This window comes from Pseudomonadota bacterium (genome assembly GCA_039033415.1).
In the GTDB taxonomy this organism is placed as follows: domain Bacteria; phylum Pseudomonadota; class Gammaproteobacteria; order Xanthomonadales; family SZUA-38; genus JANQOZ01.
Window position 1 is genome coordinate 1 of record JBCCCR010000044.1, and the last position, 23,327, is coordinate 23,327.

Annotated in this window: 15 protein-coding genes; 6 read left to right on the top strand and 9 right to left on the bottom strand. The window is 61.2% G+C overall.

The features are described 5' to 3' along the window. Nucleotides 1-184 (top strand): DUF1838 family protein (locus AAF358_25070; protein MEM7708845.1); only part of this gene is annotated, 184 nt, incomplete at its 5' end. 47 nt (nt 185-231) lie between these two features. On the opposite strand, the gene AAF358_25075 is transcribed toward AAF358_25070, so the two are convergent. Beyond that, nucleotides 232-1,131: a universal stress protein gene (locus tag AAF358_25075; protein MEM7708846.1), complete on the bottom strand. Its 900-nt coding sequence runs from the start codon at nt 1,129-1,131 to the stop codon at nt 232-234. 334 nt (nt 1,132-1,465) lie between these two features. On the opposite strand from AAF358_25075, the gene AAF358_25080 reads away from it, so the two are divergent. Together AAF358_25080 and AAF358_25085 are read left to right on the top strand one after the other, a co-directional pair. Next, nucleotides 1,466-2,443 (top strand): winged helix-turn-helix domain-containing protein, encoded by a 978-nt coding sequence (locus AAF358_25080; GenBank protein MEM7708847.1) that lies wholly within the window; start codon nt 1,466-1,468, stop codon nt 2,441-2,443. A gap of 87 nt (nt 2,444-2,530) precedes the next feature. After that, complete coding sequence (locus AAF358_25085) at nt 2,531-3,268, top strand: DsbC family protein (GenBank protein ID MEM7708848.1); 738 nt, start codon at nt 2,531-2,533, stop codon at nt 3,266-3,268. Nucleotides 3,269-3,287: 19 nt separating this feature from the next. On the opposite strand, the gene AAF358_25090 is transcribed toward AAF358_25085, so the two are convergent. Both AAF358_25090 and AAF358_25095 read right to left on the bottom strand, forming a co-directional pair. Then, the gene (locus AAF358_25090; protein ID MEM7708849.1) at nt 3,288-5,822 is read right to left on the bottom strand and encodes a choice-of-anchor D domain-containing protein; all 2,535 of its coding nucleotides are present in this window, start codon (nt 5,820-5,822) and stop codon (nt 3,288-3,290) included. Nucleotides 5,823-6,001: 179 nt separating this feature from the next. Next, nucleotides 6,002-8,626 (bottom strand): choice-of-anchor D domain-containing protein, encoded by a 2,625-nt coding sequence (locus tag AAF358_25095; GenBank protein ID MEM7708850.1) that lies wholly within the window; start codon nt 8,624-8,626, stop codon nt 6,002-6,004. 293 nt (nt 8,627-8,919) lie between these two features. Here AAF358_25095 and ppk2 point away from each other — a divergent pair, with 293 nt between their 5' ends. Both ppk2 and AAF358_25105 read left to right on the top strand, forming a co-directional pair. Further along, nucleotides 8,920-9,789 carry a polyphosphate kinase 2 gene (gene ppk2, locus AAF358_25100; GenBank protein MEM7708851.1) on the top strand — a complete coding sequence of 290 codons (870 nt, stop codon included), beginning with the start codon at nt 8,920-8,922 and terminating at the stop codon, nt 9,787-9,789. Nucleotides 9,790-9,877: 88 nt separating this feature from the next. Next, complete coding sequence (locus tag AAF358_25105; GenBank protein MEM7708852.1) at nt 9,878-10,189, top strand: hypothetical protein; 312 nt, start codon at nt 9,878-9,880, stop codon at nt 10,187-10,189. Between the two features lie 36 nt (nt 10,190-10,225). Here AAF358_25105 and AAF358_25110 read toward each other — a convergent pair whose 3' ends face one another. After that, nucleotides 10,226-12,211 carry a response regulator gene (locus tag AAF358_25110; protein ID MEM7708853.1) on the bottom strand — a complete coding sequence of 662 codons (1,986 nt, stop codon included), beginning with the start codon at nt 12,209-12,211 and terminating at the stop codon, nt 10,226-10,228. A gap of 224 nt (nt 12,212-12,435) precedes the next feature. On the opposite strand from AAF358_25110, the gene AAF358_25115 reads away from it, so the two are divergent. Beyond that, complete coding sequence (locus AAF358_25115) at nt 12,436-13,482, top strand: LacI family DNA-binding transcriptional regulator (GenBank protein ID MEM7708854.1); 1,047 nt, start codon at nt 12,436-12,438, stop codon at nt 13,480-13,482. Between the two features lie 44 nt (nt 13,483-13,526). Here AAF358_25115 and AAF358_25120 read toward each other — a convergent pair whose 3' ends face one another. The 5 genes from AAF358_25120 to AAF358_25140 are packed head-to-tail and all read right to left on the bottom strand — an operon-like array spanning nt 13,527 to nt 23,210. Then, nucleotides 13,527-15,386, bottom strand: coding sequence for a glycoside hydrolase family 3 N-terminal domain-containing protein (locus AAF358_25120; GenBank protein MEM7708855.1), 1,860 nt, complete (start codon nt 15,384-15,386; stop codon nt 13,527-13,529). 57 nt (nt 15,387-15,443) lie between these two features. Next, on the bottom strand, nt 15,444-16,730 hold the full coding sequence (locus AAF358_25125; GenBank protein MEM7708856.1) for a glycoside hydrolase family 2 TIM barrel-domain containing protein: 1,287 nt from the start codon (nt 16,728-16,730) through the stop codon (nt 15,444-15,446). 10 nt (nt 16,731-16,740) lie between these two features. Then, a complete protein-coding gene (locus AAF358_25130; GenBank protein MEM7708857.1) occupies nt 16,741-18,318 on the bottom strand; it encodes a sugar porter family MFS transporter in 1,578 nt (525 codons plus the stop codon). A gap of 10 nt (nt 18,319-18,328) precedes the next feature. Next, nucleotides 18,329-20,521, bottom strand: coding sequence for a glycoside hydrolase family 3 N-terminal domain-containing protein (locus tag AAF358_25135; protein ID MEM7708858.1), 2,193 nt, complete (start codon nt 20,519-20,521; stop codon nt 18,329-18,331). A gap of 25 nt (nt 20,522-20,546) precedes the next feature. Then, nucleotides 20,547-23,210, bottom strand: a complete 2,664-nt coding sequence (locus AAF358_25140) for a TonB-dependent receptor (GenBank protein MEM7708859.1) — start codon at nt 23,208-23,210, stop codon at nt 20,547-20,549. Nucleotides 23,211-23,327: the final 117 nt, after the last annotated feature.

A 23,327-nucleotide genomic window follows, 5' to 3' on the forward strand; every position in this document is an offset into this window, starting at 1 on the left:
GTGGCAGCCCTACATGAATATGGGGGATCAGGCCGGGGGTACCATCGCGCGCGGCTTCGGCTGCAAGGTCGCCGGTTTTGACGACCTGCCGCCCGGCGCGCTGAAGGGCTTTGAAAAATACACGCCGCAGATCCTCGACACGGACAACTGGAAGGGTTTTGTGTCCGAGTCGACGGAAGCCTAACGTCTAGTCTGCGGAACAAGCCGCCGACCGGGGAACCCCTCCTCTCACTAGGCTCGTCCTGCCGGCACCGCCAGCACGTCGCAGGAAAGCGTGGGCAGCAGCTTTCGTGCGGTGCTGCCGATCAGAAAGTCTTTCAGCCGGCTTCTGGCAAAGACCCCCATCACCATCAGGTCGACGGGCCGCTCGCGGCAGAAATTGAGAATGCCTCGGTCCGGATCGACGGCGGCGCAGTGAATGACTGGCGCTTTTGACAGGTCATCGGGGAGCAATTCTTCGATGAGTGCCCGGCGGCTTTTTTCCAGCTCGGCCATGTAAACCTCGGGGTCTTCAGCGATACCGATGGCGCCGGGTACCTGATGCATGGCGTGGTAAATCTCCAGTCCACCACAGGCGTCAGCAAACTGGCTGGCCCAGCCGAGAATCTGATGATCGATACCGGTCTCGCCCCGGTCCACGGCGGTGGGATCGAGGCTCGAGGCGATCACCGCCGGGTCTGCCCAGGTGCTGCCCTTCACCAGCAGGATCGGAACGCTGCTGCCGTGAATCAGATGCCACTCCGCCCGGCTCAGCTTGCGGCTGCGGTCGTCACGCGGCGCCATGCAGACAAGGTCTGCCTTGTAAGAACCGATCGCCTCACGAACGCCGTCCTCAAAGGGACGCGCCCAAAGGCTATCCACCGTTACGCGGTCGGACGGTAGGTCCAGCGTCTGCGCAAGCTTTTCCAAGTTTTCGCGTGCTGCCTTCAGGATCTCGATGCGATCGCCGTCACCTCGGACCTGGTGAAACAATTCGAAGTCGACACCGGTGCCCAGGCCCGACTCATACACCACGCTCACCAGCGTCAGGTTGGCGCCGAAGTTTTTGGCCAGCGCCGCTCCACGCAGCGCCGAAAAGCTGGTGTCCCGATCCGGATTGACCACAGCGAGGATGTTCTTGATTTCGTTCATTACTGGCACCTTTTCTCCGCCTGCTATTCGCCACTGCTCCATCGCGCCAGGGTGAGTTCGGCACTGGTGGCGTGGCCTAGCATTTACGGTACCGAAACCCTCCGCGAAATCATTATCGTGGAATTCCCGTATGGATCCTTCGGCAGCTACTGGTGGGCCGTGCAGCGTGACGAGGTGCCGTTCGTGAACGATTTCGCCGTAAAAATGCTCTTGCGGCGCGCCACGCTCGAACCGCCCACTGGAATAAAACGCCAGCCGTGTGGTGCAAACTGCCTGGTTTTGGGGGTATGGTCGTCGTTGTAGCCAACCATTCGGCCCGGCAGCAGGAGTAGCCATGGCGCCACTGCACTTTGATGAGTACGAGTTTTGTCCCGAGGCATTAACGCTGCTTTACCGTGGACTGCCGGTTAAGCTGCGGCCCAAGACTGCGGTTGTCCTCAAAAGACTGCTCGCCAGCCCGGGCGAGCTCGTCGACAAAGCCTCGCTGTTGGAAGCGGCATGGGGCGATCGCTGGGTGGCCGATCAGAATCTGTTTCAGGCCATCAGCGAGCTGCGAAGCCTGCTCGCGCCGCTGAAGCCGATCGTCACCTACCCGAACCGCGGTTATGCCTGGAGCCTCCCCGTCGATTCACGCGCTCCCGTCGCATCGCCGAAACACCATCGCTGGATGCCGGTGCGCGCTCTGGCCGCCGCGCTGGCGCTGTCGATAGGCGTCGCGGCATTCCATGGCGGCGCAGAAAAGGACGCCGAAACCACACTACCCCTCTCTCCGTCAGTCCAGGCGTTTCAGCTGGGCATCTCGACGCTAGACCGCTCGCCTGAACGCGCCGCGGACTACTTCCGCGTGGCGCTGAGAGAGGATCCCGACTTCGGCGAAGCGCAGCTGCTGCTGGCGCAGTCGCTCTTCGCTGCCGGGCTGCTGGACCAGGCCAGAACCGAAGCGCAGCACCTGTATGTTCGAACCGTCGACCAGGAGTTGGCCTACCTGCAGGTCAGCGTTATGGGACTCCTCAGTCGTCTCGACGAGGCCGCCGGCGTTCCGAACCCCGCGTTCGACTGGGCGCAGTCGGCCTGGGAAAAGGCCTCCTCCGAAGGTTTTGCCTGCGCTGCCAGCGCGGCACGACAGCGCCTGGTGGATCTGATTGCCGCCGCAGACTTAAGCGAGCAGCACTTTCCCGAGGCGCTGCGGCCGACCCAGAACCCGGAGACGCTCATGACTGCTGAGAGTGGACAAAATGGCTGCGATCCGCTGCTCGGCGAAACCGAGCCTGTCAAAGCGGCCAAATCCGACGCATTTCGGCCAACCGCCTGACCTCAGCCGGCTCTTTGAGATCTTTTGAGGTGCCTTTTCGGGCCTGACGTGTGACCTTGGGTGGTGTTCAAAACCCATGACTCCACGATGCTCGCACCACTTCTGATTTTGCTGTCCGCTTTCCCAGCGGCCGAGCCTGCGACGCCAGCCGCCCCCGATCCGCGCCTGCGCGAGGTCGCCGCGGGACTGTTTCCGAATGCGTCCGACGACGAATGGGACCTGGAGGCAGCCGTCCTGCCGGGCTATTTCCGGCTGTCTTTTGGAACGCAGATCTTTTACCTGAGCGAAGACGGGCGCTACCTGCTGGCGGGCCCGCTTTACGATTTGCAAACGAAGCAAAACCTGACCGCCGCGAGCCAGGCTGAGGCCAGAAAGGCGCTGCTGCAGGACGTGGACCTCGCCGTCCCCATCCACTTTTCTGAGAACGGTTCTGCGCCACGAACAGGCATTTCCGTGGTCACCAACATCAACTGCACCTTTTGCCGGCAGCTCCATCAGCAGCTGGATGAATACCTGGCCGCCGGTATCGACATCCAGTATGTGATGCTGCCGGCAGGCGGAGGCGATGGCTACGAACAAACCGCGGCCCTGCTCTGCTCCGACGACCCGGCGGCCGCCGTCGCGGCGGCCATGTTGGGCAAGCCAAGCGGGAGCGGCGCGGCTCCAACCGCTGCCTGCCGCCAAAGTCTCGACGAACACGTGGCGCTGGCGCGTAAGCTGGGCGCCGTCAGCACACCCAATCTTGTGCTTCCCAGCGGCGAGCTGATCCAAGGCTACCAGTCACCTGCGCAGCTCAGAGACCGGCTTGATCGCAGCGCCCGTTAAGGGGATTTCCCGCCCGCCGTTACGGCGACTCAAAGCCATCCGCAAAGATCAGCGCCGCCTGCGGGTCGTCCGAGCCCGTACCGTTGACTGCAAACGTGTAGGGGTTCTCGTCGGCGTCGTTGCTCAGGATGGTGACCTGGCCAATGACCTGCCCTAAGGATTCTGGTGTGAAGCTAACGCTGAATTCCGTCGACTGACTCGGCCCCAGGGAGGTTTCGGCGGGCTGGGTGATGCTGAAACTGGTGCCGAGGATTTCCAGCGGCGACGCAAGCGAGAGTGTTCCCCCGCCCGTATTTTGAATCGTGAACGTCCGGTTCAGCGAGGCGCCGATTCCCACGTCACCGAATGCCGTGCCGTCAGCCGGGCCGGGGCTGGCGTCGCCGTCAGCGATGCTGGCGCCATTGCCGACGACGTCGATTTCCACAATCGCTACGCTGAAGCCACCGAGGGAACGGCCCACCACAGAGTTGGGGCCGGTGGTGGCGGTGTCAAACACCTCGCCACCGTTGACCGCAACGTTGTAGTCGCCGCTGTCGGCAGCGTCCCACGCCCCGCCGGGCGGCAGCACCGTGTAAGTTGCTACTAGCTGGCCCTGGGTCCCGGCTAGATCGACATCCTGAACCGTCAGCGGGCCTGGAGTCACCGATAGGTCTGCAGGATCAATGCTGGCAAAGTCCACTGCCCCATCCAGCTCCGTGTAGGTGATCTCCAGCGGAAAGCTGGTCGCACCGGGCAGCAACACGTCAGGCGCCGAGGTCAGGGTGGCCAGCGGCGGAAACAGATCGACAAACTCCACGCTGCCGATATCACAGTCCGCATCGTCGTCAGCATCGCCATCGACAGGCCTGGGCATTCCAGTCTGGTCCACGGCCGGACAAACGCTATTGGTCCCGGCGTCCACGAGTGGACTGCCAGACAGCGGCAGGTGGGTTGGCGTTGGCCCACCATTGTCCCCGAGCTCTCCCAGAACAGGGTCTCCCGCCAGCAAATCTACCGCTCCGACAGCACAACTCCCGTCGCTGATAAAGTTCGCCACATTGACGTCCAACGGAATGATGGCATCGACGCAGTCATTCTCAGCGGAGTCAGCAATCACCGTGTTGGTGATCGACCAGAAGTCAACGAGGTTGTTGGCCTTGGTGATCCCGTTAGGCGTATTGCCGACGATGGTGCTGTTGGTGAGCACGATGGGTGCAAAGGCGTAAACGGCAGCGGGAAACAGGTTGCCGGAGCCTGTCGCCGTATTCCCGCTGATGGTTGTATTGGTGAGCTGACTGGTTTCGCTGGTCAGCGTAAAAATCGCCCCGCCCTCCGACGCCGTGTTATCGCTCATGGTGCTGCCGTTCACGGCGAAACCGGCACGACCATACATCGCGCCGCCGCTGCCGGTAGCGGTATTGGCTTGAAAGATCGAGTCGGTTAACTCGGTTGGCCCTGCGGTATCGATGCCACCACCCAGCGTCGCTTCGTTGGAGGTGATTTCGCTGTTGGTGATACCCAGCGTTCCGGTGGCGGACAAACGCACGCCGCCGCCACGGTTGCTCGTATTGCCGCTGATCGTGGAGTTCTCCACAAATAACGTGCCGGTTGAATACGCTCCGCCGCCGTCAGCCGCAGCAGAATTGTTGTCGACCTGCGACCGGGTCAGCGTTAGCTGTGCGCCGTTCTTCACCGCGATCGCGCCGCCGTCATCACCGGCCGTATTGCCGCTCAGCACAACGTCGGTGAGTTGCGCCTCGCTACCAACCGCATCGAAGGAGATGGCTCCGCCGTCGATCTGCACCGCATTGTCCGACATGGTAACGCCGCTAAACTCCGCCGAGCCGCGGAAAAAAATTGCGCCGCCCTCAGCGGCCGCATGGTCGTTCAGGGCTCCTCCGGTCATCACGACGCGAGCCGGGCTGTTGTCGAAGACAAAGACGCTGGCGATGCCGCCCCCGTAGGTCGCGATGTTGCCGGTGAGCACCGAGTTCGTGAGGGTCAGAGTCGCCTCACCCCCGACAGCCAGCCCGCCACCGCCGCGCTCGGCAATGTTGCCGCTGACGGTGCTGTCAACCATGGTCGTCTCGCCGACAGACGTCAGGACGGCACCCCCGTGGCCGCCGATGCCGGCCAGGCCAAAGTCGGCCTCGTTATCGTTCAGCGCGCACGCCTCGATCGTGACATTTTCGCCAACATTGATGACCGCACCGCCGTTGTCGTCGGTCACATAGCCATTGACTAGCGTTAACGAACGTAAGGTCACGTCGCGAGGCGTGTCGCTGCCGGGGTCACGAATCCGAAAAACTCGCGAGGTGTTGCCCGCGTCAATGGTGATTCCGCCTCTTGGCCCGCTGCCGGCGTCGATGGTGACCGATGAGGAAATTTCGATCTGACCCTGAATCAACGAAATGGTGTTGTCAGGAATCGTTGAGCTGAATTCGATCTGATCAACGCCGGCTATGTCCCCGGCCACGCAGCCGGCAACCGGAACGTTGTTATTCGCGGCAGCAATGGCGGTCCTGAGCGTGCAGGTGGAGCCACCGATCACGGCCAAATCGCTGTTGGAGTTCACGGTAATTACTGCAGCACGCGACGATTCCGGTGCCGCCAAGGCGGCAGCAATGGCGATGGCTAACCATCTTTTCTGTTCTCGCATCGTTGAAACGGCGTTGGCTGACTCACCAGGAACAAACGACAAGCGATAAGAATGGGATCAGCGAAGCCCAAGACAGCGCATTTTCTTGAGGCGGGTCAGAGTGATTCGAAACTGTCGGCGAAGATCAGCGCCGCCTGCGGGTCGTCAGAGCCAGTGCCGCTGACCGCAAACGTATAGGGATTTTCGTCGGCATCGTCGCTGAGGATGGTGACCTGGCCCGTGACCTGTCCAGTGACCGACGGAGCAAACGTCACCGAAAACGTCGCGCTTTCACCTGGCCCAAGGGTTGTCTCAGCCGGTTGAGTGATGCTGAAGCCTGCGCCAAAGACCTCCAGCGGCTCCGTCAGCGTAAGGGTACCGCCGCCCACGTTTTGCACCGTAAAGTTGCGGGTCAGCGATGCGCCCGTTGGAAGGCCCCCAAACGCAGTCCCGTTCGTCGGCGTTGGACCGTTGTCGCCGTCAGCGATGCTAACGCCGTTGCCCGTCACGTCCAGATCAACAATCGCGACGCTAAAGCCGCCTAGCGGACCAGCAGGCACGGGGTTCGCTCCCGTCGTAGCGCGGTCCAGCACCTCACCGGCATTGAGCGCAACGCTGTAGTTTCCGCTGTCACCTGCGTCCCAGCTTCCGCCCGGCGGTAGCACCGTATAAGTGGCCACCAGTCGGTCAGGCGTTCCCGCCAAAGCCACACCCTGGACCGTTAGTGGCCCAGGCGTGACCGTCAGATCTGCCGGGTCGATCGTGGCGAAGTCCACCGCCCCATCAAGCTCGGTATAGGTGACCTCCAGCGGTGTGCCGTTCTCTCCGGGAACCGTTACGTCGGGCGCGGATGTCAGCGTCGCCAGCGGGGGAAACAGGTCGACAAACTCCACGCTGCCGATATCGCACACAGCATCATCGTCAGCGTTGCCGTCGATCGAGCGAGGCATGCCCGTCTGGTCATCAGCCGGACAGTCGGCGTTGGTGCCGGCGTCAACCAGCGGGCTGCCTGAGAGCGGCAGATGGGTCTGGGTGACACCGCCGTTGCTGGCCAGCGGCCCGAGCAGCGGGTCACCGGTCAGCAGATCGACGGCGCCAGCTGCGCAGGTGCCGTCCCCGATAAAGCTGTTCAGGTTCACGCTGATCGGCGTGATGGCGTCGACGCAATCCAGTACCGGCGATCCGGCGATTACCGTATTGGTCAGGGACCAAAATTGCGCTGGGCTGTCTTTAAAAACCGTGTTGGGTGCGTTGTCGATCAGCGTGCTGTTGCTGATCACCATCGGCGGACGACTGAAAACGGCCGCGGGATAAGACGATGTGGCTCCCACCGACGTGTTCTCGCTGATTGTCACGTTGGTCAACGTGGCGGTCTGATCGCCGGCCAAAAACAGCGCCGCGCCGTCTGACGCCGTGTTGCCGCTGATGGTGGTTCGCGTGAGGCTTAGCGTGTCACGCGTATACAGCGCGCCGGCAAATGACGTCGCGGTATTGCCGCTGACCTTGCTGTCCACCAGGTCGAGCGGACCCCGCGATAGGATGCCCGCCGCGATTTCCGCTGTGTTGTTTTCAATGCGACTCGTGTCCACGAACAGCGAACCGGTATCGGCAACATTGATGGCACCACCGGCGGCGCCGCCCGGTCCAGCGCTGTTCCCGCTAATGGTGGAGTCCAGAATTGTGACGTCGCCCCGGGAGAGTATGGCACCACCCCCTTCGGTGGCGCCATTGGCCGTAAGCAGCGATGAAACGATGCTCAGCTGCACGCCCTCGTCAAGATCGATCGCACCTCCGCTGCCGCTTGCGGTGTTGCTACTCATGGTGACGCCGGTCAGCTGGACGTCGGAGTCCTGAAAGAAGAAGCGAGCTGCACCGCCGTCAGACGCGGCAACGTTGCCGGAAAAGGTTACGCCAGTGATCTCTGCTGTTCCGACAAAAGCGAGTCCGCCACCAAAAGCCTCCGTGGCGGTATTGTCGCTAACTGTTCCGCCGGTCATCGTGAGGCTCGCGTAGCCGTTAAAAAACGTGGTGCTCCATCCCCCGCCAAGCCTCGCAACATTTTCGCTGAGCTCGGTGTTGAGCAGGGTGACCGTCGGGTCGAAGGCGGTGGAGATTCCGCCGCCCGCCTGCTCTGCCGCATTTCCGCTGATGGTGCTGTCGACAATCGTCACCTCGCCGCGGAAGATATCCATTGCCCCGCCGAAGCCGTTGCCGGACATGCCAGCGACGGCCGTGTTGCCGCGCAAGGTGCAGCTCTCTAAGACGAGATTCTCGCCGTCGACCCGAATCGCGCCACCGCTGGCCCCGGAGACATAACCGTTGATCAGCGTCAGGCCGCGCAGCGTCACCTGCTGGACCGTGTCGTCGTCCGAATCATCGATCTGAAAAACCCTGGAGTTGCCTCCAGCGTCGACAGTGACGCCCCCTCGTAAATCTCCCAAGGCGTTGATGGTCAGCGACGAGGTGATCTCAAGCTGTCCGTTCTGCAGCGAGATGGTGCTGCTGGTTAAGTCAGGGCTGAACTCGATAACGTCAACACCCAACGCGTCGCCCGCGACACAACCCGACACGGGCGAATTACTATTTGCGGCCGCAATCGCCGTGCGCAGGGTGCAAGCTGCGCCCCCAACGACGAAGAAATCGGTGGGTGAATCGACCGTAATTACCGCAGCGTGCGTCGCCTGCGACGTCGCCAACGCCGCAGCGATTGCAGCGGGAAGCCACTTGGGTTGTACCGGCATAAGCGTTCGTCAATGAGTTTCTCAGCCTCTTTCTACGGAATTGCCGCGGAAAAGCGTCACCGCTCCGCCTTACGCCGAGAGCTTCATGCACGGGGCAGGGTCGCACGACGCAATTTGTCTAGTCCGTTTAGCGCAAGAGGCGTTCGGTAAACCCCTATTGACCCAAAAAGCTGTCGCGATGAATCTGGAGCGAAAACCAACAACTCATAACGCACCCAAGAAGAATGCCCATGGACGCGCCAACGCTCGACGACAAAATGCCCCTGACCGAATCACCCGCCGAACCCGCTGCCATGGCGCCGGAACCGCCGGTGGAAACGCTGCTGGCCAGCGAAGTTCGCCACGACCCATCGCGGATTCGTGACCTGTTTAGAAACGGCACCTACCCCTATAAGACCAAGATTCGGCGAACGACCTATGACCAGCACAAGGAGGAGCTGCAGGTTGAGCTGCTCAAGGTTCAGAACTGGGTGAAGCAGACCGGGCAGCGGATTGTGGTGTTGTTTGAAGGGCGCGATGCTGCCGGCAAGGGGGGCACCATCAAGCGATTCATGGAGCATCTAAACCCACGGGCCGCCCGGGTCGTTGCCCTGGAGAAGCCGACCGACTACGAACGTGGCCAGTGGTATTTTCAGCGCTACGTCCGGCATCTGCCGACGAAAGGCGAAATCGTCTTTTTCGACCGCTCCTGGTACAACCGCGCTGGCGTCGAGCGCGTGATGGGGTTTTGTGATTCGCTGGAATATCTGGAGTTCATGCGCCAGGCGCCTGATCTGGAGCGTATGCTGACCCGATCAGGCATACACTTTTTTAAGTACTGGTTCTCCGTAACGCAGCAGGAACAGCAGCGCCGCTTCTCCGCCCGGGAGCAAGACCCGCTGAAGCAGTGGAAGCTGAGCCCCATCGACAAGCTCTCCCGGGACAAGTGGGTCGACTATACGGAAGCGAAAGAGGCCATGTTCTTCTATACCGACACCGCCGACGCGCCCTGGACGATCATCAAGTCGGACGACAAGAAACGGGCCCGCTTGAACTGTATGCAGCACTTCCTGTCGCGCCTGGACTACCCCGACAAAGACAAGCACGTGGTTCGCGGCCCGGACCCGCTGATCGTTGGGAACCCGTCGCAGGTCATCGACAAAGACCGGCACCTCTGGGCCTGAAGCTGGCGGGATACGCGGCTGAGGATCGGGCGTCCAGCTCAAACGCCTTTGCCGTATACTCATTCCTCCATGGCGTGAGCACTGACCAATGAAAAGAACGCTATTGCCCTTTACGCTGCTGCTCCTTACCGGTTGCGTCGCTACGCACAAACGTCCGATGAATGAAGTAGAGGGCACCATCGTCTCGAACCAGGTCCTGGCAATGGTCGACGAAGCCGGCGGTGAACTCGATATCCGCGAAGAGCCGAAGGTTCGGTGCGAACGAATACGCCTGACGGGAACCCACATGGTCACCCGGCACTGCTACACCCTCGCAGAGAGCGCGCGTTCCTCCGAGCAGACCCAAAACGCCTATTACCGGCGCTACGGGCAACACAATCGTAGCCTCAGCGGCAATTAGCGCTTTAGGATATCCACGCCCGCGATCTTGACGGTCTTAGTCCAGGGCTTCGCGGAGCGCCTGACACAGCTCTGACCGGCGGAAGGGTTTGGTCAACAGACGATCGCGGGAAGCGTCAAATCCGGCGTTCACCAAGAGCTCTCTCGGATAGCCGGATACGAATACCGCTTTCAACGCAGGCCGATGGCGCCTTGCTCGATTGATCAACTCCGGGCCACTCAGACTGCCGGGCAGCACGACGTCGGACAGCACCAGATCGATCGGCTGATCACCGGCTAAGAGGCGCAGCGCGGCCTCCCCATCTGACGCGCTACACACGGTATAGCCGAGCTGTTCCAGCATGATCTGCGTTACCTTCAGCAACTCAGCATTGTCTTCGACGAGCAGCAGAGTCTCGTCCCCGCGGGCCGGCTGTGCGGCAACTGGCGCTGGCGCCTGTGCCCTGTAGGATTCCTCAGAGCGCGGGAGAATCAGTTCGAGCGTCGTACCGGTCTTGGATTGACTGATAATCCGCGCGAGCCCGCCGGATTGCCGGGCAAAGCCATACACCATCGACAGCCCGAGGCCCGAACCCTGGCCGACATCTTTGGTCGTAAAAAACGGTTCAAAAGCTTGGGTTTGAACCTCGGCGGTCATGCCGCTGCCGGTGTCGGCGATGCTGAGCACTACATAGTCCCCAGCGACCAGCTCTTCGAAGGTCGGCGAGGCCTGAGCAGGCAAGCTGAGCTTGCGGCAGGCGAAGGCCAGCTCGCCGCCGTCGGGCATGGCGTCGCGCGCGTTCAGCGCAATATTCACGATGGCGTTTTCCAGCTGACCGGGATCAGCAAAGATCGGCCACTCGTCCTCGCAGTCGCGGACGACGATGTTGATCGTTTCGCCCAGCGTACGACGCAACAGTTCAATCGTTCCTTCAAGCAGCTCGGATAGCTTGATCGATTGTGGAGACAACGGCTGCCTGCGGGAAAATGCGAGCAGACGTTGGGTGAGATCAGCGCCTCGTTCGCTCGCCTCTCGGATGGCGCTGCGAGCCTCGTCAAAATAGTCGCTCTGGCCGTCGAGCAGATCCACATTGCCCATCACTACAGCAAGAATATTGTTGAAGTCGTGGGCAATGCCGCCCGTCAACTTCCCGATGGCCTCCAGCTTTTGCGCGCTGCGCAGCTTTTCCTCGACCATCTGACGCTCGCGTATCTCGGTCTTCAGACTCTCATTGGCCTGCTCTAGAGCTTCGGTCCGCTCCTGAACGCGTCTTTCCAGCTCGTTGTTGAGCGCCTCGAGCTCGCGGCGCAGCCGAGATTCTTGCGTGCGATCTTCTTCGTTCAGGACCGTCACGAACTCACCCGATACCGGGTCGCGCCCCTTGCTCGCAATCACGTCGTGGATGCGGATACCGGAGGCGGTCCTGACCGCAACCTCTCCCTCGAACAGCCCCTCATTCGCCACCGCAGCAAGGATCTTTTCGGCGACGCTAGGGTTCTCAAAGCGCCCCATCAGCTCGGTCTGCCCTGAGTCAGGCTCGAGGCCCGCATAACGTGCGTTGGCGGCGGGATTTTGGGACAGCAGTCGTCCTTCAAGGGAAAAGGTGCTGACCAAAATGGCTGAAGATCGCGCCGCTTCCAGGATACGTAGAGCGTCAGGGTTTTGAGTCAGGTCGAGTTCAGCTGAGGCCTCGATCATCAGCGCGTTGCGGTTCTCGGCAATCAGCACCGGACGCATATCCAGGTTAACTGTCGCCGGCGACTGATCGGGATAAAGCGTCCAGGTCTCGCGAACCGAGCTCGCCGGGTCCGGCGCTTCCACGATACGCTTCAGTCGGAGGCGAACGGTTTCGCTATCGGTCGAAAAATCGCGCGCCTGAAGCGCTGCGATAGAGTCGGCTTTCCAGAAGGACAGCGCAGACCGGTTGGCCCACCACATGCTGTGGCGATCCACGTCGAAGATCCAGACGGGTGTCTTTAGTGGGTCAAAGAACGCAAGGTCTGAATAATCTCGGTAATGTGGCCGTCGGTCTGTGGCGTTCATGATGAGCGACGCACTGCGCTGCAGGCTCTCCTCTAATGCCCGCCGATGGTGATCGACCGGGCTGGATAATTCAACAGCTAGCGACTATTCCGCAAGCGGCCGGGATCGGACGACAACGTTTGGTCGAAGGTTCGCCACCGCGGGATCCCACATCTTGACAACGCTGTCATCGGTGGGGAGCATGGTGGGGTTCGCGCGCGCTGCGAGGCAGGTAATTTCTAGCTATGGCGACGAAGTCCACAGACCACACTCCGGCAACGATCGAGGACGTTGCGCTGATTGCGGGCGTGTCGATCAAGACCGTGTCTCGGGTGGTGAACCATGAGCCCAACGTGCGCGACTCGACCCGGGAAAACGTGCAGCAGGCGATTGCCCAGCTGAACTATCGCCCCAACACGGCCGCCCGGAGACTGGCCGGCCACCGCAGCTATCTTTTTGCGCTGTTGTATGACGATCCGAGCGCCTATCCGAACGCCAGCGCCAGCTACGTGACCAATCTGCAGGGCGGCGCGCTGCAGGTTGCGCGGGAACAGGGCTATGACCTGCTGATCCATCCCTGGGACTACCGCGATCCGCTGGTGGCTGAGGAGATCCGCCGGCTGATCGAGCAATCCAACATCGATGGCCTGCTGCTAGCACCCCCGCTGGCGGAGCTGCGGTCGATCACGACAATGCTCCGGTCGATGGGCAAAGCTGTCGTACGTATTTCGCCCGGCCGGACCCGACGCGCTGACGGCGTCACGACCAACGACCGCGAAGTCAGCGCCGAAATGACGCGTTACCTCGCGTCGCTGGGCCACCGTCGGATCGTCTACCTGAAGGGCCATCCGGACCATCGGGCGATGGGCGGCCGGGAGCAGGGTTTTCTTGACGGCATGACGCAGAGTGAACTGCCCGTTACCAAGTCTTCGCTGCAGCAGGGCGATAACTCCTTCGACTCGGGCGTTGCCTGCGCCCGCAAGCTGCTGAAATGGCGCCAGCCGCCCACCGCAATTTTTGCCGCCAACGATGACATGGCAGCCGGCGTACTTCAGGTGGCTCAGGAATTCGACATCGACGTTCCCACCCAGCTATCGGTCGCCGGTTTTGACGACACGCCGCTGTCCAGGCAGGTCTGGCCGCCGCTCACGACGATCAACCAGCCCATTTTTGAGATGGGAAAAGCCGCCGCCACGCTGCTCTTCCAGCAGATCAGCGGCCAGCATTCCACCCAAGGTATCAGGGTCGACTCGAAGCTGGTGGTACGCCGGTCCACCGGTCCAGCGCCCTGATGGGTTCAGAGGATTCTTGCGCAATAGCCCGCTGGGCCTGACGCCTAGCCGCCGATGCTCAAACCGTAACCGCGCGGAAACAGCGGGTTTTTGATCCCCTCGACGGACACGTCACTTTCGTCCTCGGGCCAGGCGAAAGGCAGCCGGCCGCTGAAATCGACCTCGCCGAACAGCACGTCAGCAACCCCTTTCCCCTCCGACCCAGGCAGCCAGGCGGCCACAAAAGCGGACGCGGCAGCCAGCTCCGGGTTAATCACCAGCGGTCTTCCCGAAAGGAGAATCGCTATCGTCGGAACGCCTCTCTCCGCCAGCGACCGCAGCAGCGCCAGGTCCTCTGGATGAAGCTTCGCCAGGTCGAGGGAACCGCCGTAGGGCTCGAGCACCTTCATCGAACCACGGATCCTGGACCCTGCTTCCACCAACACGTTGTCGCTGGCGCGGATGTCACCCATACCCTCGGCATAGGGAGTCTCGCCGATTACCGCCACCGCCAGCTTGTGGCGGTTTGGATCGGCGTCCGCCGCTAAGGGATCGGTGCTCAGCTCTGCGCCAGGTGCATACTCGGATACCCCCTGCCAAATCGACGTTCCACCTTCGATCAGCGAATTGCCGTCGGTGCCCTGCCAGTCGAGGGAAAATCCGCCGCACTGGTGCCCGACGTTGTTGGCATTGCGCCCGCAAACCAGGATTGCTTCGGATGGTTCCAACGGCAGCAAGTCACCCTCGTTTTTGAGGAGCACCAGCGATTTGCGCACGGCGTCACGGGCCACCTCCCGGTGCGCCGCTGAGCCAAAGCTAGCGTGATCAGACCACGGCCGCTCGGCGGGTCGGGGACGATCGAACAGCCCCCATTTGACCTTCACGCCGAGTATCCGGCTGACCGCATCATTCACCCGGGTGATCGGAACCCGGCCCTCCAGAACGTTGCGCTTGAGCCCGGCGATAAACTCGCGCCATTCTTCGGACACCATAAACAGATCGACGCCGGCATTCACGGAAAGAGCGATCGCCTCGGTGTAGTCGTCGCTCAGATAATCGATTCCATCCCAGTCTGAGATGACCAGCCCGTCAAAGCCGAGCTTGCCCTTCAGCAGCGTGGAGAGCAGGTACTCGTGCCCATGGCATTTGTCGCCGTTCCAGCTGTTAAACGACGCCATGACCGTCAGCGCGCCCGCGTCAACCGCTGCCTTGAAAGGCGGGAGATGGGTCGCCGTCAGTTTGGCTTCAGTCAGGTCGGCATCTCCCTGATCGATGCCGTGAGTCGTGGCGCCGTCGCCAATAAAGTGTTTAGCACAGGCGATGACGCTATCGTCCTGCAGGTCACCCTGAAGCTCGGTGACAAATTGCTGGCCATAGCGGGTGACCAGACCGGTGTCGGACGAATAGCTTTCATAGGTACGCCCCCAGCGATAATCCTGGGCCACCGCGACGGTTGGGGCAAAGGTCCATTCGACGCCGGCGGCCAAAATCTCGCGTTTGGTGACCGCGGCAACGCGAGCCAACAGCGCCTCATCGTCGGCCGCGCCAAGGCCGATGTTGTGGGGAAAAATGGTGGCCCCGCGAACGTTGTTGTTCCCATGGATGGCGTCGATGCCATAAAGCAACGGGATCGGCAGGTGGTCTCCGTCAGCTGCCATCGAAGCGGCCCAGTAGGCGTCGTTCATCGCCACCCAATCGGCAGGCGTATTGCCCTCGGGGCGAGACCCGGCGCCGCTCAAGATACTGCCGAGGTGAAACGCCTTCAGCTCGTCAGGCCCCGCGGCCATCCGCTCGGTCTGCGTCATCTGACCAATCTTCTGGTCCAGCGACATGCGGGACAGCCATTCGCGAACGATGCTGGACTGACTGGGCGTCAGCCAGTCGACCGCCGTCGAGCCCCCGCCAGGGTTCGTGTCAGCTTTCATAGGGCTATTTCTCGCTGGGTCGTTTGGCAGCGGGCGACCTGGCCTGATTTCCCCGAGTCAGGGTCGAACCAGAAATGGGATATTGGCGTGCGCGGCGTTGCCGTGGCCGTCGTATGCGTAGACAAATAGCCGATAGGCGCCGGGACGCTGTGGTGCCTTCACCATGATGCGATCACCCGTTGCGCCGTCGACCACACCGGGTACCAGCGGCGGAATCACCTCCTTGTCGCCGCCCCACTGATCGGCGTTTGACTCAAAGCGCACCTGCCACTGGTAAGTCAGCGGATCTTTGTCGGGGTCTTTGGCTTTGACCTGGGCTTTGTACTCCTGGCCAACCTTAAGCTGGGGGTTGTTGTGGGCCGTACGATTGTTGAGCCGCAACGACTTCAGCTGCGGCGCGCGGTTTGCCGGCTGCTTGCCCGTCCAGGCTTCCTCCAGCACATCCACCGCTTCGGTGCTTTCACCGGTCTCGGTGAACAGGCCGTACCAGGTCGACGTCCGCTCCTGCTTCTGTCCCCACAGGAACACGTAGGAACCCATGTTCAGGGGGGAGTCGTACGCAATGACCTTGCGATGCATCATGCGGTAGTTGCCCGCTTTTTCCGAACTGTTCTGCTCGATCGGCGCTTTCCAAAACGTCGAAGGCATTTCCCAATGGCCGATCGCTCCCCACTCGGATACCACGTACGGGCGTTGAAATTTGGTCTGACGCAAGTACTTGGGCAGGTTGACCAGATCGCCGTAGAGCTGAATGCTGATAAAATCCAGGTCGGACGCACGCTGGTTCATCGCGTCAGCCAGCCCCTGATTGAATCCCGCCAGCGCGGTGGTGGTCGGGTGGTTTGGATCGACTTCGTGAATCATCTTCGATACGTCGTTGACGGCGTCGAACACCTTCGGATTTTTGTACTCCAGATTCACCTCATTACCGATGATCCAGGCAAGCAGCGCGGGGTGATCCTTGAACTTGAGCACCTCCTCGCGAGCCTTCGCGAGCTGTGCCGCTACCGCCTCGCTGTCGTTGTAGTCAAACCCCTGGCGTTCGCGGCCAATATTCAAGCACAGGGCGACGGTAAGCCCGTGCTCAAGCGCCATATCCAGCACCAGACCGGCGTTTTCCGTCGTCCAGTTACGGAAGCTGTTGCCTCCCCGAACAGCCAGCTTGGCGATATCACCCGTATCGATACCGGCGCCCTTGATGAAGTAGGGTTCGCCGTTACGCAAAAACGTGTAGCGACCGTCCCGCTCCGCGACTTCGGTTTTCACCGGCTGCGCCAGCGCCTGGCTCGTCAGCAAAGCCGCTGCGAGGCTGACCGTCAAAATGTTTGCTGCCCAGTTCCGCATCTTTCTCTCCTTACGAATGACTCACTCGCGGAGTCACCAACATTTGTTCAATCTGTTCCAGCGTCTGTCCCTTGGTTTCCGGCAGCAGGCGCAAGACCACCACAAGTCCGACCACCGCCAGCGATCCGTATATCATGAAGGTTGCCGCGTTACCCAGCGTCGCAAGCTCCCAGGGAAAAACCAGCTGGACCCCGAAGCTCACCGCCGAGTTAATCAACCCGACAAAAGAAATCGCCAGCCCGCGAATCGTGTTCGGGAACAGCTCGGAAAACAAAACCCACATCACCGGCCCAAGGGAGACCGCAAAGCTAGCGACAAAACCCAGTATGGCCAGCAGGACCACGGTCGCGTTCATGTCGATGGCCGCCGCGACGAGCGCCGATTCGTGCTCTTGGAACACCTGCGGACCCAACGCGTCCGTCATCGCCGCCTTGAAGACAAGATCACTGTCGTAGGTGACACCCACCGCGTTGGCAAGCGCCCGTTGATCGACCTCGGGAGGCAGGCTCGCCATGGCGTCACTTGTCAGCTGGTAGGTGGCAGCGCTGAACGACGAAGCCAGGACGAACATACAGACCGCGATTCCCGAAACTCCCACCGCAAGCAGCTTTCTCCGCCCAAGCTGATCGATCAGAAACATGGCGGCGACGGTAAAAACCAGATTGGTCAGCCCGACGGCCACGGCCTGCATAAACGCGGCGTTGGTGCCGATACCTGATTGCTCAAAAATCATGGGCGCATAGAAGAACACCGAATTAATGCCGGTGATCTGCTGCAGCACGGCCACGGTAATCCCGATGGCCAGGACCGTCCGCATGGCGGGCCGGAAAAGGTCCGCTAGGCGCGCTTTCGTTTCCGCCTCTCCCTCAGTAAGGCTAGCGGACAGTTCATCCAGCACGGCTTTGGCCCGCGCCGCGCCACCCGCGCGGCTCAGGATGGCGAGCGCCTCGTCCTCCCGTCCTTTCATCATCAGCCAGCGAGGGCTTTCAGGCACCAGCGGCAGGCACACCAGATAGAGAATCGCCGGCAGCGCCTCCAGCCCCAACATCCAGCGCCAGGACCATTGCTCAAGCCCCAGCGACTGGACCCAAGACGAATCGCTCTGGCTCAGCGTCAGAATCAGGTAATTCGTAAAAAAGGCGGCCGAGATCCCGATCACGATATTGAGCTGATTGAAGGAGACCATCCGGCCGCGGATCGCGGCCGGGGAAATCTCCGCGATGTACATCGGCGCGATAATAAGCGCTGCGCCAACGCCGAGACCGCCAATCATGCGGGCGATAACCAGCGCCAGAAAAGAGGTGGCCAGAGCGGAGGCGATCGCTGACCCCAGAAACAGCGCGGCGGCAATGAACAGCACCGGGCGACGGCCTAGCCGGTCACTCAACGGTCCAGCCACCATCATGGCCAGCGTCGCGGTGAGGGTCAGCGAGGCAACGGACCAGCCGAGCTCTACCTTGCTCAGCGAAAACTCGGTTTCGATAAACCCGACGACGCCCGAAATGACCGAGGCGTCAAACCCCATCAGGAAACCGCCGAGCGCAACTATCGCCGCAACCCTGGCCGTGAAACGGGTTTCTGGACTCATCGACAACCCATCAGGCGGTGAGTTCGAAGGCGGCGCGAAGCTCCGTGGCTGAATCCCCGCCGATGAAGACGTGAAACTCACCGGGCTCGGTGCGGAGCTGGTTGTCGCGGCCGTAAAACGCCAGGTCTTCCGGCTTTAGCTCGAACACAACGCGAGTCGCCTCGCCTGGCCCCAGCGTAACCCGCTGAAAACCCTTGAGCTCTTTGACAGGACGGGTCACGCTGCCGACCAGATCGCGAACGTACAGCTGCGCAACCTCGGTACCCTCACGGTCGCCTGTGTTAGAGAGCCAAGCGGAGACCTCGATGGTGGTTCCCAGCGGCACTGACGCGCAACTGACTTCAAGCTGACTGTATTCAAACTGCGTATAGCTCAGCCCGAAACCGAACGGAAATTGGGGCGTGTACCCGGCGTCCAGATGAAACGAGGTATTGCCCACCGAGGTTTGGGAGGCTCGGCGTGGAATATCGTCGATCGGCGTAAAAGAATCCGGGGTAGCAGGTTTCCCCGTGTTTTTCTGGCTGTAGTAGATCGGCACCTGACCCACCACCCGCGGAAACGTCACCGGCAGTTTGCCCTGCGGTGAGTAGCGGCCAAACAGCACGTCGGCGATCGCCGGGCCGCCCATGGTCCCCGGGTGCCAGGCGTAGAGCACCGCGTTTGCCTGATCCAGGACCGGCCCCAGGGTCAAAGGCCGTCCAGCCAGCACAACCACCACCATGGGTTTCCCCAATTCCGAGATCTTGGCAACCAGGGCCTCCTGGGCGCCAGGCAGATTGATATCAGCCCGGGAATGCGCTTCGCCAGACAGGATTGACTCTTCCCCGAGGAACATCAGCACGACGTCAGCGGACTTGGCCGCTTCGACTGCGGCCTCAAATCCGCCCGTTTCCCGGCCCCGGCTGTAGCTTAGGCCGGGCGCTGAGCGGACCTCAGCATACTTGCCGACAACGGCCTGGATCGCTGCGAGCGGCGTATGACTCAGGCTGGCGTCACCGTCAAAAACCCACGTGCCGAGCTGTTCATAGCCGTCGTCAGCTAGAGGACCAATCACGGCCAGTTTATCGATCTCGTCGAGCACCAGCGGCAGCGTTTGCGCCTTGTTCTTCAGCAGCACCAGGCTCTGCCGAGCCGCCGTACGGGCCGCCTGCAGATGCTCGGGATTGGCCGGTGTCGGGTAGTCCTTGGTGTAGCTATACGGATAATCGAAAACCCCCAGATCGAACTTGAGCTGGAGGACTCGCGCTACCGCAACATCGACCGTCGCCTCGTCGATCAGCCCATCCCGCACAAGACCTGGCAGGTGGTGATGATAGGTTCGACTCGCCATCTCCATATCAATACCGGCCTCGGTGGCCGCCTGCGCCGACTCCCGGTCGTTGGCCGTCAAGCCGTGAACCGCCAGCTGGGAGACCGACTCCCAGTCGCTGACGACAAAACCCTCAAAACCCCATTCACCGCGCAGCACGTCGGTCATCAGCCAGCGATTGCCGCTGGCCGGTATGCCGTTCAGATCACTGAACGAGGCCATCAGCGTGGCAACGCCCGCGTCTACCGCTGCCTTGAAGGGCGGGAGGTAGACATTACGAAGCTCGTTTTCCGGAATATTGGTGGTGGCGTAGTCGCGCCCGGCTTCGCAGGCACCGTACCCGGCAAAGTGTTTGGCGCAGGCGGCGATGGCACCGGGCCTTCGCAGATCCTCACCCTGAAAACCTTGCACCATGGCCCGCGCCAGCTCACTCGCGAGCCACGGATCCTCGCCCAGGCACTCGGCGATCCGGCCCCAGCGAGGATCCCGACAGACGTCGAGCATGGGCGCAAAGGTCCAATGTATCCCGGATGCACCAGCCTCCTGAGCAGACACCCGGGCACCTTCTCGAACCACGTCCGGGTTCCAGCTGGCGGCTTGCCCCAGCGGGATGGGAAAAACGGTCTTGAAGCCATGGATGACATCGCGTCCGATGAGCAGCGGAATGCCCAGCCGGCTCTCCTCGACAGCAACGCGCTGAACCTCGTTGATGGTTTCGAGGTCCACGGCGTTGAGCAGCGAGCCGATTTCGCCGGCCGCAAGCTGTTCGCGGAGCTTGTCGCTCAAACCGGTAAAGTTGAGCTGGCTAAGCTGGCCAACTTTTTCTTCCAGCGTCATCTGACCCAGCAGCTCGGCTACCGGGTCAGATGGCTTGGGTGTCGCGTTACTGGTCACCCGATTGATTCCTTGTTGGCCTGACTTAGAACCTCAGGCGGAAACGCAGGCCGTAGGTCCGCGGACGCTGGAAAAAGCGAGTGTTGTCGAACTGGGTAATAATGATCGCCTGCTCGTTTTGCTCGTCCGTCACGTTTTGCACGTAACCTTCGAGCGTCCAGCTCTCGCCGTCACCGTGAGCGTAGGCGAGTCCGGTGTCGGTGGTCCAGTAGGAGTCGACGCGGTCGTTCAGGCGCAGGCGCGGGTCTTCCGGCTGCGAGAAGTCCTCGCTGTTGAAGATCGTCATGAACTGGTCGTCGCGATAGCCGGTTGAGGTAATCCAGTCCAGGCGGCCGGTGGGCAGATACCAGCTCTTGCTGAGCGAGGCGTTGAACTGAATTTCCGGCGTGCGCGGAAGGCGATTGCCAGCGATGGAACGGTTCACCGCATCATCTGGAGCCACGTCAGCCTGGAAACGACTGTCCTGAATCTCCAGCGAGTCTTTCACCTCAGCTTCCAGCCACAGGAGCGTGGCGTTCAGGTTCCAGTCGCCGGGGAAGAAGAAGCTTCCCTCAATCTGCGCGCCGTAGATTTCGGCATCTGAGGCGTTGAAGTTGAAGTTCACCACCTGCGCGGTGAGTGATGGATCGAGATCACTGGTGTCGGCGCCGACAAAATCCAGCACCTGAGCGGTTGATACGAGCGTGCTGAGCACGAGGTCCTCGTAGTCGTAGTAAAACGCCGTAGCGTTGATACGGGTGACCGTCTCGCCCCAGACGAACTCGTTCTTAGACCCGATTTCGAACAGGGTCACCTGCTCGGAATCATAGGTTGGCGCCAGCGTCTCGGTGTCGAACGCAGCCGGCGCGTTTCCGGCGGTATTGATCGGACCGAGGCCTTCGGTGTTCGGGATGTTGTCGTTGAAGCCGCCGGATTTGTTACCGGTAGCGATCAGGCCGTAGATCAGATTATCGTCAGTGAGGTCGTATTCGATACGCGCCCGCCAGTCAGTGAAGCTCGCGTCCAGCGCACCGTTTTGCAGAGCGATCGCGCCCTGGAACGGCACCGCGTAGGTCAACAGGCCGTCTGCTGCGCAGTTCCAGAAATCGTTGGCGATAGTGTCCAGACAGGGAGCACGTGCTTCTGGCGGCGCATCACCGCCGAAAGGGCCATTGGCGAAGACGTCATCAACATTGTCGCGCGCTCCGAACTGAGAAATGCCGTCGAAGTAGAAGTCAATGACCTCCTGATCTGAGGTCGCGCCGTCACCATTGGTGTCTGGATTGAATATGGTCCGACCGAATTCGGCGAATTCAAAGCCTTCAGTGCCGACCCGAACGCCGCCGCAGCAGGCAAAATCCCCTGCGCCCAGCGCGAATCCGTAGCGGGCGTTGACGCCAAAGCGCTGCTTCTCATCGGTGGAATAGCGCACGCCCGCGGTAAACCGCAGACGGTCGCTGAAGTTGTAGGTGCCGTCAGCATAAAAGGCCAGACTGTCGGTGTCCGTGCGCTGGTTAAACTCGTTGCCGGAGAAGAACAGGGTGCGATCACCGGTAGAGCCCAGGAAGGTTCGCTGCTCTTCTTCGAACATGAAAACGCCCGCGGTCCATTCCAGAGCGCTGCCGTCGACGTTAAAAAAGCGCAGCTCGTTGACCGTAGACTCAGAGTCGGTGATCAGACGGAATTGAGAGAAGTTGTCGAAATTTTCGTCGAACGGCTGCAGCGTCTCCAGTACGCCGGGATAGTCCGGCGCCAGCGGCGTGGCCGCGGTGTAGTCATAAACCAGATCGCGATAGCTGCTGATGAATTCAACGCCGATCCGGTCGCCAACCCAATCAACCTGGGCCTTGATGCCATAGTGCTTGGTATCTTCGATGGGCTCGAAGGCGCGGGCGATTACGTTTCGCGGGCTGCTGATGTCCTCGGGCCGGATGTCATTACCCAGGGCGTTGGCGTAGTTCGTTCCGGTGTAACCGGTGCCCTGCTCAGAGATATAGTCGCCGGTCAGCGTAATGGCCCACTGATCGTTGGGCTCAATCAGGTAGGTAATCCGGGCACCCGTGTTGTCGGCAGCTTCAGCGACACCAACGTTAGCCGGCCCGACGTCACGGTAGTAGGAGTCATGCTCCAGCTTGTAGCCGGCGATGCGGAGCGCCGAGTTGTCGGACACGGGAATGTTCAGCACACCTTCGGTCGACCATTCGCCAAAGTTACCGACCGATGCCTCGATGGCGCCGTCGAATACGCCGATGCCCGGCTTCCAGGGAATGATGTCGACGGAGCCCGCAGTCGCGTTTCGGCCGCGCAGCGTCCCCTGGGGGCCGACATTGACCTCCACACGCTGGATGTCGAAGAACGCTGATCCGAAGCCGCTTGGGCGCGGCACGTAGACGCCGTTCAGGTGGGTCGCAGCGGCCGGGTCGCCCAGCTCGGTGTTGTTGCTGGATCCGATGCCGCGGATGTAGACCTCGATGTTGCCACCGTTGTTGGCTACGGACAGCCCGGGAATCGCTCCGTCCATGTCCTGGAAGTTTTGTACACCCATGGTCTTCAGGAATTCGCCGTCGAAGGAAGCCGCCGTACCGGCGAGGTCCTGCAGGCTCTGGGTTTTTCGCTCGACGGTGACGACTACTTCTTCGAGCGCCAGCGGAACTGGGGCCTCGTCTTCGTCCTCGTCGGTTTGCGCGTAAACCATCGGTGTGGAAAGCATGCTTGCCGCCAGCGCGGCATAGAACGGGTGGAAAGCAGATCGTGGCTTTCGGTGTTCGGTCAGTAACATCGGCAGGGCCCCTCGGAAAAATCGAACTTGTACATCGAATTATTATGA

Excerpts from the sequence above, each read along its gene's own strand:
- AAF358_25075 (MEM7708846.1), bottom strand. The coding sequence starts at position 1,131 with ATGAACGAAATCAAGAACATCCTCGCTGTGGTCAATCCGGATCGGGAC.
- AAF358_25080 (MEM7708847.1), top strand. The coding sequence starts at position 1,466 with ATGGCGCCACTGCACTTTGATGAGTACGAGTTTTGTCCCGAGGCATTA.
- AAF358_25085 (MEM7708848.1), top strand. The coding sequence starts at position 2,531 with ATGCTCGCACCACTTCTGATTTTGCTGTCCGCTTTCCCAGCGGCCGAG.
- AAF358_25095 (MEM7708850.1), bottom strand. The coding sequence starts at position 8,626 with ATGCCGGTACAACCCAAGTGGCTTCCCGCTGCAATCGCTGCGGCGTTG.
- ppk2 (MEM7708851.1), top strand. The coding sequence starts at position 8,920 with ATGGCGCCGGAACCGCCGGTGGAAACGCTGCTGGCCAGCGAAGTTCGC.
- AAF358_25105 (MEM7708852.1), top strand. The coding sequence starts at position 9,878 with ATGAAAAGAACGCTATTGCCCTTTACGCTGCTGCTCCTTACCGGTTGC.
- AAF358_25110 (MEM7708853.1), bottom strand. The coding sequence starts at position 12,211 with ATGAACGCCACAGACCGACGGCCACATTACCGAGATTATTCAGACCTT.
- AAF358_25115 (MEM7708854.1), top strand. The coding sequence starts at position 12,436 with ATGGCGACGAAGTCCACAGACCACACTCCGGCAACGATCGAGGACGTT.
- AAF358_25120 (MEM7708855.1), bottom strand. The coding sequence starts at position 15,386 with ATGAAAGCTGACACGAACCCTGGCGGGGGCTCGACGGCGGTCGACTGG.
- AAF358_25125 (MEM7708856.1), bottom strand. The coding sequence starts at position 16,730 with ATGCGGAACTGGGCAGCAAACATTTTGACGGTCAGCCTCGCAGCGGCT.
- AAF358_25130 (MEM7708857.1), bottom strand. The coding sequence starts at position 18,318 with ATGAGTCCAGAAACCCGTTTCACGGCCAGGGTTGCGGCGATAGTTGCG.
- AAF358_25140 (MEM7708859.1), bottom strand. The coding sequence starts at position 23,210 with ATGCTTTCCACACCGATGGTTTACGCGCAAACCGACGAGGACGAAGAC.